At 69.3% G+C, this 17,057-nt stretch carries 20 protein-coding genes; 15 read left to right on the top strand and 5 right to left on the bottom strand.

Annotated elements, in window-relative coordinates; translation table 11 throughout:
* Positions 1-18: 18 nt before the first annotated feature.
* On the top strand, positions 19-918 hold the full coding sequence (locus VMD91_13390) for a hypothetical protein (protein HTW85056.1): 900 nt from the start codon (positions 19-21) through the stop codon (positions 916-918).
* Between the two features lie 93 nt (positions 919-1,011).
* Here VMD91_13390 and VMD91_13385 read toward each other — a convergent pair whose 3' ends face one another.
* Entirely contained in the window at positions 1,012-1,584 is a 573-nt protein-coding gene (locus VMD91_13385; GenBank protein HTW85055.1) for a fasciclin domain-containing protein, read from the bottom strand.
* A gap of 93 nt (positions 1,585-1,677) precedes the next feature.
* On the opposite strand from VMD91_13385, the gene VMD91_13380 reads away from it, so the two are divergent.
* On the top strand, positions 1,678-2,289 hold the full coding sequence (locus VMD91_13380) for a pyridoxamine 5'-phosphate oxidase family protein (GenBank protein ID HTW85054.1): 612 nt from the start codon (positions 1,678-1,680) through the stop codon (positions 2,287-2,289).
* A gap of 71 nt (positions 2,290-2,360) precedes the next feature.
* Entirely contained in the window at positions 2,361-4,397 is a 2,037-nt protein-coding gene (locus tag VMD91_13375; protein ID HTW85053.1) for a M13 family metallopeptidase, read from the top strand.
* Between the two features lie 21 nt (positions 4,398-4,418).
* On the opposite strand, the gene VMD91_13370 is transcribed toward VMD91_13375, so the two are convergent.
* Positions 4,419-4,637 (bottom strand): hypothetical protein, encoded by a 219-nt coding sequence (locus VMD91_13370; GenBank protein ID HTW85052.1) that lies wholly within the window; start codon positions 4,635-4,637, stop codon positions 4,419-4,421.
* A gap of 55 nt (positions 4,638-4,692) precedes the next feature.
* Positions 4,693-5,241 (bottom strand): hypothetical protein, encoded by a 549-nt coding sequence (locus VMD91_13365; protein HTW85051.1) that lies wholly within the window; start codon positions 5,239-5,241, stop codon positions 4,693-4,695.
* A gap of 56 nt (positions 5,242-5,297) precedes the next feature.
* Here VMD91_13365 and VMD91_13360 point away from each other — a divergent pair, with 56 nt between their 5' ends.
* The 3 genes from VMD91_13360 (at position 5,298) to VMD91_13350 (ending at position 7,468) form a co-directional block, all read left to right on the top strand.
* On the top strand, positions 5,298-6,101 hold the full coding sequence (locus tag VMD91_13360; protein ID HTW85050.1) for an SDR family oxidoreductase: 804 nt from the start codon (positions 5,298-5,300) through the stop codon (positions 6,099-6,101).
* Positions 6,098-6,937: an SDR family NAD(P)-dependent oxidoreductase gene (locus tag VMD91_13355; GenBank protein HTW85049.1), complete on the top strand. Its 840-nt coding sequence runs from the start codon at positions 6,098-6,100 to the stop codon at positions 6,935-6,937. The genes VMD91_13360 and VMD91_13355 overlap by 4 nt, the downstream gene beginning before the upstream one ends.
* Before the next feature lie 117 nt (positions 6,938-7,054).
* Positions 7,055-7,468, top strand: coding sequence for a hemerythrin domain-containing protein (locus tag VMD91_13350; protein ID HTW85048.1), 414 nt, complete (start codon positions 7,055-7,057; stop codon positions 7,466-7,468).
* Here VMD91_13350 and VMD91_13345 read toward each other — a convergent pair.
* Complete coding sequence (locus tag VMD91_13345; protein HTW85047.1) at positions 7,465-8,301, bottom strand: polyphosphate kinase 2 family protein; 837 nt, start codon at positions 8,299-8,301, stop codon at positions 7,465-7,467. The two genes, VMD91_13350 and VMD91_13345, sit on opposite strands and share 4 nt — an antisense overlap.
* A gap of 242 nt (positions 8,302-8,543) precedes the next feature.
* Between VMD91_13345 and rpsR the strand changes: the two genes are divergently transcribed.
* From rpsR to VMD91_13310, 7 genes are read left to right on the top strand one after another with little or no spacing between them, the layout of a single operon-like run.
* Entirely contained in the window at positions 8,544-8,798 is a 255-nt protein-coding gene (gene rpsR / locus VMD91_13340; protein HTW85046.1) for a 30S ribosomal protein S18, read from the top strand.
* A gap of 12 nt (positions 8,799-8,810) precedes the next feature.
* On the top strand, positions 8,811-9,260 hold the full coding sequence (gene rplI / locus VMD91_13335) for a 50S ribosomal protein L9 (GenBank protein ID HTW85045.1): 450 nt from the start codon (positions 8,811-8,813) through the stop codon (positions 9,258-9,260).
* Position 9,261: 1 nt separating this feature from the next.
* The gene (lonC, locus tag VMD91_13330; protein ID HTW85044.1) at positions 9,262-11,178 is read left to right on the top strand and encodes a Lon family ATP-dependent protease; all 1,917 of its coding nucleotides are present in this window, start codon (positions 9,262-9,264) and stop codon (positions 11,176-11,178) included.
* A complete protein-coding gene (gene dnaB, locus VMD91_13325) occupies positions 11,175-13,055 on the top strand; it encodes a replicative DNA helicase (GenBank protein HTW85043.1) in 1,881 nt (626 codons plus the stop codon). Before lonC ends, dnaB begins: the two co-directional genes overlap by 4 nt.
* Positions 13,056-13,069: 14 nt before the next feature.
* Positions 13,070-13,405, top strand: coding sequence for a VOC family protein (locus VMD91_13320; protein ID HTW85042.1), 336 nt, complete (start codon positions 13,070-13,072; stop codon positions 13,403-13,405).
* 8 nt (positions 13,406-13,413) lie between these two features.
* Positions 13,414-14,136, top strand: a complete 723-nt coding sequence (locus VMD91_13315) for a gamma-glutamyl-gamma-aminobutyrate hydrolase family protein (protein HTW85041.1) — start codon at positions 13,414-13,416, stop codon at positions 14,134-14,136.
* 26 nt (positions 14,137-14,162) lie between these two features.
* On the top strand, positions 14,163-14,648 hold the full coding sequence (locus VMD91_13310) for a hypothetical protein (protein HTW85040.1): 486 nt from the start codon (positions 14,163-14,165) through the stop codon (positions 14,646-14,648).
* Between the two features lie 18 nt (positions 14,649-14,666).
* Here the strand turns inward: VMD91_13310 and VMD91_13305 are convergent, their stop codons facing one another.
* Positions 14,667-15,224 carry a gamma carbonic anhydrase family protein gene (locus VMD91_13305; protein HTW85039.1) on the bottom strand — a complete coding sequence of 186 codons (558 nt, stop codon included), beginning with the start codon at positions 15,222-15,224 and terminating at the stop codon, positions 14,667-14,669.
* 36 nt (positions 15,225-15,260) lie between these two features.
* Here VMD91_13305 and VMD91_13300 point away from each other — a divergent pair, with 36 nt between their 5' ends.
* Positions 15,261-15,539 carry a hypothetical protein gene (locus VMD91_13300; GenBank protein HTW85038.1) on the top strand — a complete coding sequence of 93 codons (279 nt, stop codon included), beginning with the start codon at positions 15,261-15,263 and terminating at the stop codon, positions 15,537-15,539.
* A gap of 206 nt (positions 15,540-15,745) precedes the next feature.
* Positions 15,746-17,053, top strand: a complete 1,308-nt coding sequence (locus VMD91_13295; GenBank protein HTW85037.1) for a homocysteine synthase — start codon at positions 15,746-15,748, stop codon at positions 17,051-17,053.
* Positions 17,054-17,057: the final 4 nt, after the last annotated feature.

The raw sequence follows: 17,057 nt of genomic DNA, 5'->3' as shown, positions 1-17,057 counted from the left end.
CGTCGCGTTGCGTTACTCGTGTTCGTCCCGGCGCTCGCGGCCGTGCCGCTGGACGCGCTCGCGCAGACCTCGCCGCCGACGGCGGCACCGGGGATCGTCCCCGAACCGCTCGCGACGCCGACGCCTCCGCCGATCGGCTACACCGTGCACGGTCACCTCGTGGTGACGGGCCAACCCGGCGGGCCGCCGATGCGCTTGCGGGTGGCCCTGGAGCGACGCGGTCGTGAGGTGCGGCTCGACTTCGCCGGTGAACCCGGCGCGACGGGCGCCGCGCCCGTGCCGGGCACGGCGGTTCACAGTGCGGTGCTCGTGGTCGATCCGCTGACGCACCGTGCGGTCGTGTGGAGCGCGGAGTCGAAGCGATATCACGCGCAACGCACCCCGAGCACCCCGAACACCCCGGGCGCACTGCACGGCTCGCCGCTGGCGATGTTCGAGACGTTCGGGTTCTCGTTCCACCTGACCGGCCGTTCGAGCGTGCACGGGATCCCGACCGATGACATCAGCTTCGACTTCGACGCGCAGCTGCGTGGGCTCGGTCTGGCCGTGCACGTCGGCGGCAAGCTGCAGTTGGCGCAGAACTCGTATCTCGTCCCGCTGGGCGCGGAGCTCGACTTGGGCCATCCGGCGGGCACGACCAAGCCCATGCAGATTCCCAACGGGCCGCTGATTCCGGCCCTGCCGATCCCGGCGATGACCGCGCGCGCCGTCTTCGTCGCCGACGACGTCTCGTACGAGGTGCCGCCGGAATCGGACTTCGCCCCGCCGGACGGCTACCAGAGCGTTACCTCGCTCTTGCCCGTGATGATGCCGTCCTTGCCGGCCGTACCGGCGCCGCCGTTTCCGTACGCGGCACCCGTGCCGCCGATGCCGACGTTCCCCGCCCCGCCGCCGACACCCAGGCCGCCCGCGCGCTAGCTCGCGACCGCCGAGGGCGCTTCGGACCGATAGGGAAATCGGGCCGATGCGCGCAGCGGTGGGTCGTCGGTATCCCGTGACGCGGCGGCGCGTTTAGGGGATGAGGACGCCGTTCACGACGTGGATGATGCCGTTCGACTGGTAGACGTTGGGGATCGTGACGATCGCCGTGCCGCCGCCCTTGCCGCTGAGCGCGATATCCTGGCCGCTCATCGTCGCGGTGATCGGCTCACCTTCGAGCGTCATCAGCTCGGCCTTGCCGTCGCCGGCCTTGATCTTCGCGGCGATGTCGGCGGCAGTGACGCGGCCGGCGAGCACGTGATAGGTGAGCACTTTCTTGAGCAGCGCCGGATCCGAGGTGACCTTGTCGACCGTCGCCTTCGGCAGCTTCGCGAACGCTTCGTTGGTCGGCGCGATGACGGTGAACGGGCCCGGACCCTCGAGCGTGTCGACCAGGCCGGCCTTCTTGACCAGCGCGACCAGGGTCGTGTGATCCTTCGAGTTGACGGCGTTCTGCACGATGTTCTTCGAGGCGTACATCGGCGCGCCGCCGACCATCGGGTCGTGCATCGAGCTCATCGAGCCCGACATCGAAGATTGTGCCATGGCCGGCGCCGCGACGCCCAGCAGAAGCGTCGCCGCGAGCGCGGTGATGCGGTTGATCATGAGGTGAATGACTCCTTCGGTGGTGTGAATCCGTCGAGCAGAACGGCCCCGAGACGCGAATGGATTGCCCCGCTTTCACCGAAGCGGCGAAAGATGTCGATCGTGACGGACATCGCGGTGCTCGAGCGCCTCTACGGCACGCCTGCCGAGGCGTCGATCGTCAAGGAAGTCGATCGCGTGACGCCGGCGTACCGCGCGCTGATCGAAGCTTCACCGTTCGCGGTGCTCGCCACCAGCGGTCCCGAAGGGCTCGACTGCTCGCCGCGCGGCGACCGTCCGGGTTTCGTGCGCGTGCGGGACGAGACGACGCTGCTGCTGCCCGACCGCCGCGGCAACAACCGCGTCGACTCGCTGCGCAACATCGTGCGCGATCCGCGCGTCGCGCTCTTGTTCTTGCTGCCCGGCTCGGGAACGACGCTGCGCGTCAACGGCCGCGCGCAGGTCAGCATCGACCCGGCACTGCTGGCGTCGTTCGCCGTCGCGGAGCGAGCACCGCGTTCGGTCGTCGTCGTGCTCGTCGAGGCCGTGTACTTCCAGTGCGCACGCGCGATCGTGCGTTCGGAGCTGTGGAATCCCGACCGCTACGCCGATCCGGCGGCGTTGCCCAGTCCGGGTGCGATCTTGGCCGAGCTCAGCACCGGTCGCGTCGGCGGCGAAGCGTACGACCGCGACTGGCCGGTTCGGGCGCGCGAAACGCTCTGGTAAACCGCCGACCGCAAAGGGGCAAATGTCCGGTCCGCGGAACGGCCGAGAACTATTTCCTTCGGAGGTTCTCGATGCGGCTGTTTCCCGCGGCCTTGCGCCTCGCCGGCGCCGTCGCACTCTTCGCCGGGCTGGCGATCGCGAGCACTCACCAGCACGCGCGAGCCGACGACGCGCTGCCCGAGCCGTTCGATCCCTCCGCGCTCGATCGCACCGCCAACGTCTGCACGCATTTCTTCGACTTCGCGACCGGCGGGTATCGCAAAGCCCACCCCATCCCGGCCGCGTACTCCGAGTACGGCTACATCGAGGCGTTGGTCGATCAAACCCGCGAGGTCGTGCGCGCGACGCTCGAACGCGCGCAGAAGAATCCCGGGCCGGCCGGCAGCGTCTCGCAGCAGATCGGCACGCTCTACGGCAGCTGCATGGACGCGGTGGCGATCGAGCGGCTCGGGCTGCGTCCGCTCGCGCCGGAGCTGGCGCGCATCGACGCGCTGCGCTCGCGCGCCGCGTTGACGGCGGAGATCGCGCACCTGCACCTGATCGGGGTCGACGCCGGTTTCTCGCTCTCGCCGACGCAGGATTTCAAGAACAGCAGCTCGGTCATCGCCGAGATCGATCAGAGCGGCATCGGGTTGCCCGAGCGCGACTACTACCTGCGCACCGACGAGGCGTCGCGCGCGCTACGCGCGCAGTACGTCGTGCACGTGCGCCGCATGCTGGCGCTGGCGGGGGATGCGTCCGCGGCGGCCGACGCGACCGCGGTCATGGCCTTCGAGACGCGGTTGGCGAGCGGGTCGCTGCCGATCGCCGACCTGCGCGACCCGGCCGCCGTCTATCATCCGCTGCGCGCGCCCGCGGTGGCGACGCTGCTCCCGCACTTCGCCTTCGTGCCGTACCTGCGGGCGACCGACGTGCCGATCGGCGGGATCATCAACGTCGCCGAGCCGCGCTTCTTGCGCGCCTTCGACCAGCAGCTGGCGGCGGCGCCGCTGGCCACCTGGCGCGCGTACTTGCGCTGGCGTCTGCTCGACGCCTACGCGACGACGTTGCCCAAGCGCTTCGACGACGAGAACTTCGCCTTCCGGGGCCGCATCCTGAACGGCACGACCGCGCAGCTGCCGCGCTGGAAGCGCTGCGTCGAGGTCGCGAACACGTACCTGGGCATGGCGGTCGGGCAAGCCTACGTCGCGGCCGCGTTCTCGCCGGCGGCCAAGCAGCGCGCGCTCGACATGACGCTGCGCATCAAGCGCGCCTACCGCGCCGAGCTGGCGGCGCTGACCTGGATGACGCCGCCGACGAAGCGGTACGCGCTGGCCAAGCTCGATGCGATGGGACTCAAGGTCGGCTATCCCGACCGCTGGCGCAGCTACCGCGGCTACGTCGTCACGCCCGGCACGTATCTGGTCGACGTCGAGGCCGGCCGGGTCTTCGATCACGGCTACCAGGTGCACAAGATCGGCCGCCCGCTCGATCGCAGCGAGTGGGACATGACGCCGCAGACCGTCAACGCCTACGACGACATCCAGCGCAACGAGATCGTGCTGCCGGCGGCGCAGCTGCAGCGACCGTTCTTCGACCCGGCGGCCGACGACGCGGCCAACCTCGGCGCGACCGGAGCCGGCACGGTCGGTCACGAGATGACGCACGGCTTCGACGACGAGGGCCACAAGTTCGACCTGCACGGCAACGTGCGCAACTGGTGGACGCCGAAAGACCTGGCCAACTTCGATACCCGCGCCGACTGCGTGATCCGCCAGTTCGATCGCACCGTCGCGATCGGCGACGTGCACTACCAAGGAAAGCTCGTCGCCGGCGAAGCGATCGCGGACCTCGGCGGTACCGTCATCGGCTATCGCGCGCTGGAAGATTCGCTCGGCACCGGTGCGCGCGAAAAGGTGGACGGCTTCACGCCCGAGCAGCGCTACTTCTTGGCGTTCGCGCAGTCGTGGGCGGAGAGCGTGCGGCCCGAGGCGGCGCGCACGCAGGCGCTGACCGATCCGCACCCGCTCCCGAAGGATCGCGTCGAGCAGACCGTCGCCAACGTGCCCGAGTGGTACACCGCCTTCGACTGTCCCAAACCGCCCAAACCCGTCTGCACGGTGTGGTGAGCGGGGTCGGCGCGCGCGTCGTCAGCCGGGGACGACGACGTGCTTGACCTCCGCCATGTAGCGCTCGGCGGCCGCCGCGGCGTCGTCGGGGCTGCTGCCGTGCTGGCGCGCCCAGATGTATGCCGCGTAAAAGTCCGACCACTCGTGCTTGGGCGCGACGCGCTCGAACGCGGCGTGATGGTCTTCGGTTTCGCGCAGCAGTTGGGCGAGCGCGTCGACGTCGGCGACCCGCGGCATCATGACGGCAACCTATCACCTCACGGAAGAAGCGAGCGAGGGAGTGAGAGTTCCGGCGTCAGCGGCGGCGCGTCCGCACGTCGCGGTAGAGCATGACGCCGAAGATCGCCAGCAGCAGGCCGGCCAGCACCGCGTACACGCCGAAGACGTAGAGCACGCCGACGATCGCGAGATCGACCCAGTCGAACACGATCAGCCCGAAGATGACCGACCCCAGGCCGAGCAGCGCCACGCCCCAGGCCAGCAGCGGCAGCTGCGGGACCAGCACGGCGGCCAGGATCTCGAGCACGCCGGTGCCGATCGCCCACGCCGCGATGATGATCAGCACCGCCGGCGACCCGGGCGCCCAGGCGAAGACCATCCCGGCCGCGATCGCGCCCAGGAAGCCGTCGCCCGCGAACAGGGCGCGCGAGCGCCACATGGCGTGGGGTGCGGCGACGGCGAGCGCCAGCGAGAGCGCGGCGTCGGCCGCGAGGTAGCTGCCCAGCACGCTGCGCCCGAAGGCAGCGGAGAACTCGAGGGCCGCGATCCCGGCCAGGACGGTGATCGCGCCCCGCAGGACGAGCAGAAGCCAACGCCGGTGGTGATCGCGCGGGGCGTCGAGCATGGGCGTCTCTTCCGGGCAGGCAGGTCGACCTCCCCGGCGCTGACAACGAGGAGGGCGTGTCGCTGATAGATCGCGTCGCCATCGTCGCAGGCGCGTCGGGCGGGATCGGCGCCGCCACCGTCCGCGCGTTCCTCGCCGCGGGCATGCGCGTCGTCTTGGCCGCGCCGGACGACGAGCTGCTGGCGGCGCTGGCCGCCGAGCTCGTGCCGTACGGCGACTGGGTGCGGGTCGTCCCCACCGACATCACCCGCCGCGAACAGATCGACGCCCTGGTGGACGCGACGCTGGCCGCCTTCGGGCGGATCGACGTGCTGGCGAACATCGCCGGGGTCAGCGCCGGGCCCTCGCTGGCCGAAGCGACCGACGCCGAGATCGAGCGCGTGCTGGCGGTGAACCTGCTGGGCGCGGCGCGCACGATGCACGCGGTGCTGCCGGCGATGCGCGCACAGCGCAGCGGCGCGATCATCAACGTCGGCTCGATCGCCGGCGAGATCGCGATCATGGGCATCTACTCGGGCTCGAAGTTCGGTTTGCGCGGGCTGACCGACTCGGTGCGGCGCGAGCTGCGCAGCGAGGGGATCGGCGTCACCCTGATCGAGCCCGGCTTCGTCGATACGCCGATGAACGTCGGGATGACGAAACTCCCCAGTCCCGACATCGTCGCGCGCGCGATCGTGCGGGCCGTCCGCCGGCCGCGCCGGCGCGTGATCGTACCGCGCCGGTACCTGCTTGCGCTGTTGTTCTTCAAGCTCTCGCCGCACTTCACCGATTTGGTGTTCGGCGACGCGCGCGTGCAGCGGCGGCTCAACCAGCCGATTCGCGAGGCGCGTGCCGCGGCACAGGCGGCCGCAGAGAGATGAGCGAGCGCGCGGTCCTGGTCACCGGGGCGTCGACGGGCATCGGTCTGGCGACCGTCGAGGAGCTGGTTCGCCGCGGCTTCGTCGCGTACGCGGTCGTGCGCGGACAAGTCGACGCGCACCGCTTGGGCGCGCTCGACGAGCGGATCCGTCCGCTGGTCTTCGACGTCACCGATCGCGCGGCGATCGCGGCGGCGGCGGACCAGGTGCGGACGGCGGCCCTGCCGTTGTACGGTGTGGTCAACAACGCCGGCGTCGCGCTGGGCGGACCGCTCGAGTACCTGCCGCTCGACACGCTGCGCCGTCAGCTCGAGATCAACGTCATCGGCGCGATGGCGGTGACGCAGGCGTTCCTGCCGTTCTTGCGCGAGACGCACGGGAGGCTGGTGTTCGTCGGCTCGATCTCCGGCCGGCTCGCGGTCCCGTTCGTCGGCCCGTACAGCGCATCGAAGTTCGCGCTGCGCGCGCTGAGCGACGCGTTGCGGCTCGAGCTGCGCGCCGCCGGCGTCCAGGTCTCGCTGATCGAACCGGGCTCGGTGAAGACGCCGATCTGGGAGAAGGCGCGCGCGTCGCGCCAAGCGGTGCTCGACGCGCTGCCGCCGCTCGCGATCGCGCACTACGGGCCGCAGCTCGAGAACCTGTTCGCGTCGACCGCGGAGCAAGAGCGAACCGGGATGCCGGTCGAGCGCGTCAGCGCCGCCATCCTGCGCGCGTTGACCGATCGCAAGCCGCGCGCGAAGTATTTGGTCGGCGGGTCGGCCCGCGCCGGCAGCGTCATCGCCATCTTGCCGGACCCGCTTCGCGAGCGGGCGGTGCGCGCCGCCGTCAAGCTGGACTAGCTTTACGATAACGTGGCCGTCAGCGAACGATAACCTGGCCAAGCATGCCTTGCCGGGCGAATGTACGCTTGCTAGAGTGGATGCCGAGGGTGACGAGAAGCGCAAGCGAGGACAGTGATGTACACCCTTCTGTACCGGCAACAACACGCGATGATCCGCCGTCAAGTCAAAGAGCTGACCGACGGCATGTACGGTGAAAAAGGCGCTTCGGAGCTGCGTATCTCGCTCTCGCGCTTGGCCTCGACGGTGGCGATCCACTTCACGACCGCGCAGAGCTCGCTGTACCCGCGGCTGACCGCGCACGCCGACGCGTCGATGCGCGCGACCGCGGTCCGGTACCGCGACACGCTGGATTCGATCTCGCGCGGCTTCACCTCGTTCTTCGAGACCTGGAAGGTCTACGGCGCGATCGAGCGCGACCGCGAACGCTTCGCCAGCGAGACGCGCGACGTGCTCGAGGCGCTGATCCAGCGCATCGACGCGGAGGACAACGACCTCTACCCGCGCGTCGACGCCCTGCCCGCGGCCTAGTCCGCCTTCTGCGCCGCCGCGTGAAAGCGGCGGCGAATCTCGTCCAGATCGACGGTCGGCGCGGGAAAGCGCGGATCCATCTCGTCGAGCGTTTCCACCAGGATGCGTCCGACGACGAGGTCGCGGTACCACTTGTGGTTGGCCGGCACGAGGTACCAGGGTGCGGACTCGGTGCTGCAGTGCTCGAAGGCGTCCTCGTACGCCTCCATGTAGTCGTCCCAGTACTCGCGCTCGGCGTAGTCGGCCTCGCTGATCTTCCATTGCTTCTGCGGATCGTCCAGCCGAGCGCCGAAGCGCGCCAGCTGTTCCTCACGGCTGATGTGCAGAAAGAACTTCAGCACGACGGTGCCGCTTTGCACGAGCGTCTTCTCGAACTCGTTGATGCGCTCGTACCGCTTGGACCAGACTTTCTTCGGGACGAGATCGTGGACGCGCTCGACCAGGACCGCCTCGTAATACGAGCGGTTGAAGATCCCGATCTCGCCGTGAGCGGGCGTGACCCGGTGCTCGCGCCAGAGAAAGTCGTGCGCCTTCTCCTCGGCGGTCGGCACCTTGAAGGCGTGAACGAACACGCCTTCCGGGTTCGTCGAGCGGAAGACGTGGCCGACGGTACCGTCCTTGCCGCCCGCGTCCATCGCCTGGAGGACGATGAGCACCGCGCGCCGCTGCTCCGCCCACAGCCGTGCCTGCAGCTTGGCGAGGCGATCGGCGTCGGCAGCCGCCACGTGACGCGCCGCCGCCTCGTCCGCGTGCTTGCCGGTGTCGGCCGGATCGAGGTGCTTGATCTTGACGCGCTCGCCCGGCTCGACCCGGTACTTCTTGCGGTAGTCCATCGAACTCGCTGTTCGCCAAGGCGGGCGGCCGTCCAGCCGGCGGCCCGCCGCCGCGGGCACCGACCGGCGCGTCCCCCCTAGCCGTGCGACCCGGGGTGCTGTATAGTAGGACGGTTCCCGTCGACCCCGTCCCTTGGATCGGGCCGCGGCGGGTCGTGGCTCTCTCACCAGGGTCACGTATGTAGGGCCGGGCACCATCCCGGCCGTTTTCCACCTACATCACCAACGAGGTCAATCACCACATGCCTGCTCCCAAAGGCAAGCGTGCGGCCGCGAAGAAAGATCGCCGGCCCAAGCGCAAAGTCTGCACGTTCTGCATGGAGCGCGTCGACGCGCTCGACTACAAAGACACCACGCGCCTGCGCAAGTACATCAGCGAGCGCGGCAAGATCCTCCCGCGCCGCATCTCGGGCAATTGCGCTTCGCATCAGCGAGCGCTGACGACCGCCGTCAAGCGCGCGCGCATCATCGCACTGCTGCCGTTCGTGGTCCAGTAGGAGTCGCGTCACGTGAAGGTCATTCTCACCAGCGACGTCAAGTCGGTGGGCGCCCGCGGGGCGGTGCTCGACGTCAAGGACGGTTACGCGAACAACTACCTGCTGCCGCAGCGGCTCGCCGTGCCGGCGACGCCGGGCGCGATCAAGCAGCTCGAGCAGCAGCAGAACGCCAAGAAGCGCAAGCAGGCTGAAGAAGTCGCCAACGCGCAGGAAGTCGCCACGCAGCTGGAAGGCATGACGTTGCGCGTCGCGGCGAAGGCCGGCGGCAACGGTCGTTTGTTCGGCACGGTCACGAACGCCAACGTGGCCGATGCGATCCACGAGCAGCTCGGCGTCACCATCGATCGTCACAAGATCGAGATGAAGGACGGCATCAAGGCGCTCGGGACGTATCCGGTGGAGATCCGTCTGGGCAACAACGTCGTCGCCAAGTCTGCGATCCAGGTCGTCGCGCTGAAGTAGCGTGCGCCGCAGCGCGGACGAGAAGGTGCGCCGCGAGATCGCGGCGCTCTACGGCGTCCTCACCGAGGCGCTGGGGACCGAGAAGGTCGTCATGCGCGCCGGGAAGCTCGGCACCCTCAAGGAGATGCGCTCGGCGGCGATCCCCGATCGCCTGCTGGCGCTCCAGCGCCTGGTCTTCGAAGACCCGACCCTCGACGTGCGTCCCGCCAAGGCGCAGTACAAGCACGTCATCGCGCAGATCGAGGACAAGCTCGCCGATCTGGTCGCGCAGCGCACGGTCGGCGATCAGCTCGAGGCGCGCATCAACCTCAAGATGGTCGAACGCCATCAGGAGTACCTCAAGGAGCTGCGGCTGGAGGCCTTGCGCGAGGAGGCCGGTCCCGAGACGCCGGCCACCGAGCAACGCCTGGCGGACCTGCAGCGGCTCGAGGGCCGCAAACTGGCCCGGGCCGCGCTGGACGTGCTGCGGCCGACGCGGCTGGCCGAGGTCGTCGGCCAGGAGGCCGCGGTCAAGGCGCTGCTGGCCAAGCTGGCCTCGCCGTATCCGCAGCACGTCATCCTCTACGGCCCGCCCGGCGTCGGCAAGACGACCGTGGCGCGGCTGGCGCTCGAGCTGGCCAAGGCGCGCCCGCACGCCCCCTTCGCCGCCGACGCGCCGTTCGTCGAAGCGGCCGGGACGACGCTGCGCTGGGACCACCGCGAGACGACGAACCCGCTGCTGGGGAGTGTCCACGACCCGATCTACCAGGGTGCCCGGCGCGATTTCGCGGACGGCGGCGTCCCCGAGCCGAAGCTGGGCCTGGTGACGAAAGCGCACGGCGGCGTGCTGTTCATCGACGAGATCGGCGAGATGGACCCCGCCATGCAGACGCGCCTGCTTAAGGTCCTCGAGGACAAGCGCGTCACCTTCGAGTCGTCCTACTACGACGAGCACGATCCGAACGTGCCGGCCTACGTGCGCAAGCTCTTCCGCGACGGCGCACCGGCCGACTTCGTGCTGATCGGCGCAACCACGCGCGATCCGGAGGCGATCGACGCCGCGATTCGCTCGCGCTGCGCCGCCGTCTACTTCGAGCCGCTGACCGGCACGCAGGTGGCGCGCATCGTGCGCGAGGCCGCGCACCGCTTGGGCGCGCGCGTGGTACAACGCGTGCCGGCGCTGATCGCGTCGTACACGATCGAAGGCCGCAAGGCGGTGCAGATTCTGGCCGACGCCTACGGGCACGCGCTCGAGCGCGCGATCGACGGCCGCGGCGCGGTCGTGCGCGAGCAAGACGTGCTCGAAGTCGTACAGGCCGGCCGCATCGTGCAGCACACGACGACGCGCGCGCGCCGGGCCAAGGAGATCGGCAAAGCCCACGGGCTGGGCGTGCTGCAGTACGTCGGCTCGATCATCGAGATCGAGGCGGCCGCCTTCCCCGCGCGCGAGGCGCACAAGGGGACGGTGCGCTTCAACGACACCGCCGGCTCGATGGCGCGCGACGCGGTCTTCAACGCGGCCTCGGTCGTGCGCGCGGTCGCCGGGATCGATCCGGCCGACTGGGACCTGCACGTCAACGTGGTCGGCGGCGGCAACATCGACGGTCCCTCGGCGGGGCTCGCGTTCTTCCTCGCGCTCTACAGCGCGCTGACCAAGACGAAGCTGCCGCAGGACGTCGCCGTCACCGGCGAGGTGTCGCTGGCGGGCAGCGTGCGCGCCGTCGGCGGCGTGGTCGAGAAGCTCTACGCCGCGCGCCAAGCGGGGATGCGCGCGATGATCCTGCCCAAGGAGAACGCGCGCGACCTGGAAGCCGCGCCCGAGGGGATCGAGATCGTTCCGGTGGCCGACGTGTTCGCCGCGCTGGCCGCGCTCGGCGTGCGCGTGCCGGCGCCGCCGGCCGCGGTGCGCGCGCGACCGCGCGCGAGGCGGACCCGATGAACGTCGCCCCGATCTCCAGCGCGATCGATCGCATCCCGCCCAACAACCTCGAGGCGGAGATGGCGCTGCTCGGCTCCATCCTGGTCGACAAGGAGATGATGGCGGCGGTCAGCGAGATCGTCCAGCCGTCGGACTTCTACGCCTCGCTGCACGAGTCGATCTATCTCGCGCTGTACGCGCTCTACGAGCGCGGCGAACCGCTCGATAAGGTCGCGCTGGCCGAAGAGCTGCGCGGGCGCGGGATGCTCGACAAGGTCGGCGGTCTCGCGTATCTGGGCTCGCTGATGGACACCGTGCCGACGGCCGCGTCGGCCGAGTACTACGCGCGCATCGTGCGCGAGAAATCGGCGTTGCGCTCGCTGATCCACGCCGGCACGCAGATCACCAGCCTGGGTTACGAGTCCGAGCACGACGTGCCGGCGGCGATCGATCAGGCCGAGCAGACCGTCTACGAAGTCGGCAACCGCAGCGCGCACAATCAGTTCGCCTCGGTGCCCTCGCTGCTGCTGGGCGTGTTCCAATCGCTCGAGCAGCGTCACGAACAGAAGGGCGACCGCACCGGCGTCACCAGCGGCTTCCGCGACATCGACGATTACACCGCGGGCTGGCAGCCCGGAAACCTGGTGATCCTGGCCGCGCGTCCCGCGATGGGCAAGACCTCGCTGGCGCTCAACATGGCGGTCGCGGCCGCCAAGGACGAGCGCAAGCCGGTCGCCGTGTTCTCGCTCGAGATGACGAAGCAGGAGCTGGTCGAGCGGCTGCTCTCGTCCGAGGCGAAGCTCGACGCCTCCAAGCTGCGCCGCGGCGCGATCGCCGACCGCGATTGGGAGAAGATCGGCAACGCGATGGGCGTGCTGCACGAGCTGCCGATCTATCTCGACGACGCCGGTTCGGTGACCGTTACCGAGATCCGCAGCCGCCTGCGCCGCCTCAAGAGCGCGCACGGCCTCTCGGTCGTGTTCATCGACTACCTGCAGCTGGTGCGCCCCGCGATGCTGGCCAAACAGGTCAACCGCAACGAAGAGCTCTCGGAGATCTGCCGCACGCTCAAGGCGACGGCCAAGGACCTCGAGATCCCGATCGTGGCCCTCGCCCAGCTCAACCGCGCCGTCGAAACCCGCGCCGACAAACGCCCCATGCTCTCAGATTTGCGCGACTGCTTGGCCGGCGACGCTCTCGTGATCAACGCCGAGACGGGCGAACGGATTCCGATCGCCGAGATCGTGGAACGAGATTTACGGTTCGACGTCTGGGCAGTCGACGAACGAACATTGCGTCTCCAAACGCGACCAATTGAACACGCGTGGCGAGTAAACGAGCAGAAGGTTTTTCGCGTTGTCACGCGCGGTGGTCGAACGATTCGATGCACTGCGGGACACAAATTTCTGACGTTTGACGGCTGGCAGCGGCTCGATCGTCTTACGTACGGGTCGTCGATCGCTGTTCCGGCTCATTATCCGTCGCCGGTCATCTTGGGGGCTTCCGTGCAAAGGGGAGCCGCTGGTTACGCCCCGCCCATGGCTTCCGTCGATCCGGAAGCGTTGCGGTTGGGAGACGTCCTGTGGGAGCCCATTGTCTCGATCGAGGCGGAAGGGGTCGAGCCGGTCTACGACCTGACGGTCGGGGACCTCCACAACTTCTGCGTCGACGACGTGGTCACGCACAACTCGGGCGCGATCGAGCAGGAGGCGGACATCGTGACCTTCCTGTACCGGGACGTCTACTACAACAAGGAGACCTCCCCGGAGCCCGATGCGACTGAATTGATCATCGCAAAGCACCGAAATGGAAAGGTGGGGACCGTCAAATTGCGGTTCCAGCCGGAACATACGCTCTTCGTGCCGTACGGAGACGAGTCGCACTACAGTGGCCCCTAGGAGTGAGTGACAACATGCACGCGACGACCGGGATCGTCCCGGCGCAACTGACGCTGGGCGTCGCCGATCTCGACGCGACCGAGCGGTTCTACCGTGACGTCATCGGTATCGAGCCGAGCCGCCTGGGGGACGCCGTCCGGATCGCCTTCGGCGAGTTCACCATCGTCTTCGAGCACGCGCCACCCACCGAGCGGGCCAAAATGGAGCTGGGGCTGCGGGTCGCCGACATGGCCGCCTTGGACGCGATCGCCGCCCGTGCCGGCACGGCGATCTACGATCGCGACGGGGGTGGACGCGCGCTGTTCGTGATGGATCCCGACCACTACACGATCGAGATCTTCGCCCGCTAGCGACGGCGATGGCCACCGCGCGGGTCGTGGTCACCGCCTCCGTCGACGAGGACGTCGCGGAATACCTGGACGCACTGCGCGAGACGGGCGTCGAGCCGGTGCGGATCGACGGGCGCGCGGCGACGGTCTCGCTGGACCGCTTCGACGGCCTGCTGGTCGCTGGCGGCGTCGACGTCGATCCGGCCGCCTATCAGGCGTCACCGTCGGATTTGATCGGTGAGACCGATCCCGAGCGCGACGTGCTCGAGGTCGCGCTGATCCAAGCCGCGCGCGAGCGCGCGCTGCCGACGCTGTGCATCTGCCGCGGCTTGCAGATCGCCAACGTCGCCTTCGGCGGCACGCTGATCGCCGACGTGCCCCACGCGCTCGGCAAGCGCGCGACGATACGTCATCGCGCACGCTGCGCCGACGGCCGCAGCGAACGCGGTCTGATCGAGGAGCACGTCGTGCGCATCCTGCCCGACAGTCTGCTCGCGCGCGTCGTCGGGACCACCGATTTGGTCACCGGCGCGCGGCATCACCAGGCCGTCGACCGTTGCGCGCGCGAGCTCGCCGTCGTCGGCCGCACCGACGACGGCATCGTCGAGGCGCTCGAACCGCGCTTCGCCTCGCCGTTCTGGCTGGCGGTGCAGTGGCATCCCGAGTCGACCCGGAGCCTCGACGGCGGCGCCAGCGGCGCGATCTTCGCCGCCTTCGCGGCGGCCGCGGCCGCGCAGGCCTTTGTACGCTGAGCGACGCAAACGGGCGAATGCTCTCCGTGCGACGACGCCTCTCGCTGCTGCTCGGCGCGCTGCTCGCGCTCGCGACGATCTGTCCGGCCGCGGCCGCGTCGGGACCGCGCGCGGTCGTGGCGGCGTTCTACGCCGCCGAACTCCAACCGGGGACGAACAGGAACCTCTACGCGCAGTACCTCGATCCCGCCACGTACGCGCTCTACGCACGCGCCCAGGCGCACAACCGCGAGCCGCACGGCTTGGTGCTCGACTACGACCCGGCGTCAGGGACGCAGGTCGGCTTCTTTCACGCGACCGTCGGCGCCGCCACGATCGCCGGCGCCGCCGCGCGCGTCCCGGTCGAGCTGGCGGTCGGGCTGCGCTCGACCAGCACGCTCGCGCGCTCGCTGACGGTCGTCCTGCACCACCATGCCACCGGCTGGCGCATCTACGATTGGATCTATCACGAGCCCCGGCGCGGCGATTGGTCGTTCCGCACCCAGCTCATCCGCGCGCTGAACGCGCGGTAAAAGCGCACGCCGGCGCGGTCAGGCTTCGACGTGGGACTCGGCGATCTCGTGCATCTCGGGATCGCCGATGCCGTGCTGCAAGTACGAGCGCGAAAGGTGCACGTATTCCGGTCCCGCGATCTCGATCCAGCGCACCGCTTCGCCTTCGAGTTTCTTTTTCACGGTGGCGGGCGCGCCGGCCGCGACGACGCGATCCGGGATCTCGGCGCCGGCCGCGACCACCGAGCCGGCGCCGATCAGGCTCTGTTCGCCGACGGTCGCGTGGTTGAGGATGACCGCGTTCGAGCCGATCAGCGCGCCGCGCTTGATGCGACAATCTTCGAGGATCGCGCAGTGGCCGACGGTGACGTCGTCTTCGATGACCGTCTCACAGTGCTCGCTGACGTGGACCACCGAGTTGTCCTGGACGTTGGCGCGCGCGCCGATGCGGATCGGCCCGTTGTCCCCGCGGATGACCGTGCCGAACCAAATCGACGCTTCCTCGCCGATCTCGACGTCGCCGATCAGCACGGCCGTGGGTGCGACGAAGGCCGAGGCCGCCACCTTGGGGCGCTTTCCGCGGTACTCGATGATCATGAAGCCCGACTCTCCCCGTCCCGCAGGCGAATCCCTTTGAGCGAACACCGGCACCGGACCCCGCTGCGGGGGACCAAAGTCGTTCCGCGCCCGAAACCCGACCAGGCTGATTATACGGCGATCAATTACCGGTATGCGGGCCAGGTCGGCCACATCCACGAGGTGGTCGAGATCGGCGGGCGCGAGCTGGCCAAGGTGGGCTTCGACGACCGCAAGATCGTCTATTACTTCCTGGACGACCTCGAGCGCGAAGAGGCGGCCCCCAAGCGGACCTTCCACGATCTGCCCGACCCCGAGGCCGACCCCGGCGCTTGACGGAGCGGCGCGGTTTCTGTTAGCGTCCTGCCCATGATCGCCCACAGCCGGGAGATGATGTCGATGTGTGCCGCCTCGCGAGGACCGGTGTAGTTCGTCGACGCCCACGCGGCTGACCACTCTGCACCGGCCCTCGCCTCTCGGCGGGGGCCGGCTTGCTTTCCGACCCCACTCCGCGCTCCACGCATTCGTGAAGGAGACCCACGATGAGCAGCACCCTTGACCCCGCCGCGCAACGCGGTTTCGACACCGTCGCCCTGCACGGCAGCCAGGGCGGCCATGACGGCGATCCGACGACGCACGCGCGGGCCGTCCCGATCTACCAGACCACGTCGTACACGTTCGACGACACCGCGCACGCCGCGCGCCTGTTCGCGCTGCAAGAGTTCGGCAACATCTACACGCGCATCATGAACCCGACCACCGACGTGCTCGAGCAGCGCGTGGCCGCGCTCGAAGGCGGCGTCGGCGCGTTGGGTCTGGCCAGCGGTCAGGCCGCGGTCATCTACAGCATCCTCAACATCGCGCGCGCCGGCGATCACGTGGTCAGCGCGGCCTCGCTCTACGGCGGGACCTACAACGCGTTCGTGCACACGCTCCCGCGCTTCGGGATCGAGGTCTCGCTGGTCGACGCGAGCGATCCGGCGGCGGTCGCGGCCGCGATTCGGCCGAACACCAAGGCCGTCTTCGCCGAGACGATCGGCAACCCGAAGGTCGACGTGCTCGACGTGCGCGCGATCGCCGACGTCGCGCACGCGGCGAAGATCCCGCTGCTGGTCGACAACACCCTGGCGACCCCGTATCTGCTGCGCCCGATCGAGCACGGCGCCGACATCGTCATCCATTCGGCGACCAAGTTCATCGGCGGCCACGGCACGACCATCGGCGGCGTCCTCGTCGACGGGGGCACCTTCGACTGGGCCGGCTCGGGCCGCTTCCCCGATTTCACCGACCCCGATCCGTCGTATCACGGGGTGAAGTACGTCGACGCCTTCGGGCCGGCCGCGTACATCCTCAAGGCGCGCGTGCAGCTGCTGCGCGACGTCGGCGCGGCGCTCTCGCCGTTCAACGCCTTCCTGCTGATCCAGGGCCTCGAGACGCTGGCGCTGCGGATCGAGCGGCACAGCGCCAACGCGCTGCGCGTCGCGGAATTCCTGGCCGGGCACCCGAAGGTACGTTGGGTGCGGTATCCGGGGCTGCCGGGCGATCCGGCCTACGCCAAGGCGCAAACCTACCTGCCCAAGGGCGCGGGCGCGATCGTGACCTTCGGCGTCGCCGGCGGTGCCGCGGCGGCGCAGGCGCTGATCGACCGGCTGCAGCTCTTCTCGCTGCTGGCCAACGTCGGCGACGCGAAGTCGCTGGTCATCCATCCGGCATCGACGACGCACCAGCAACTCTCGCCCGAAGAGCAGAAGCTCAGCGGCATCACGCCCAACACGGTGCGGCTGTCGGTCGGCATCGAGTCGATCGCCGACATCATCGCCGATCTCGAGCAGGCGCTCGCGGCGGTTTGATGGT

The sequence above is a fragment of the Candidatus Sulfotelmatobacter sp. genome (genome assembly GCA_035504415.1).
Taxonomy (GTDB): Bacteria; Vulcanimicrobiota; Vulcanimicrobiia; order Vulcanimicrobiales; family Vulcanimicrobiaceae; genus Vulcanimicrobium.
The sequence above is the reverse complement of the archived record's forward strand: the minus strand, read 5'-3'. Positions and strand labels throughout refer to the sequence as shown.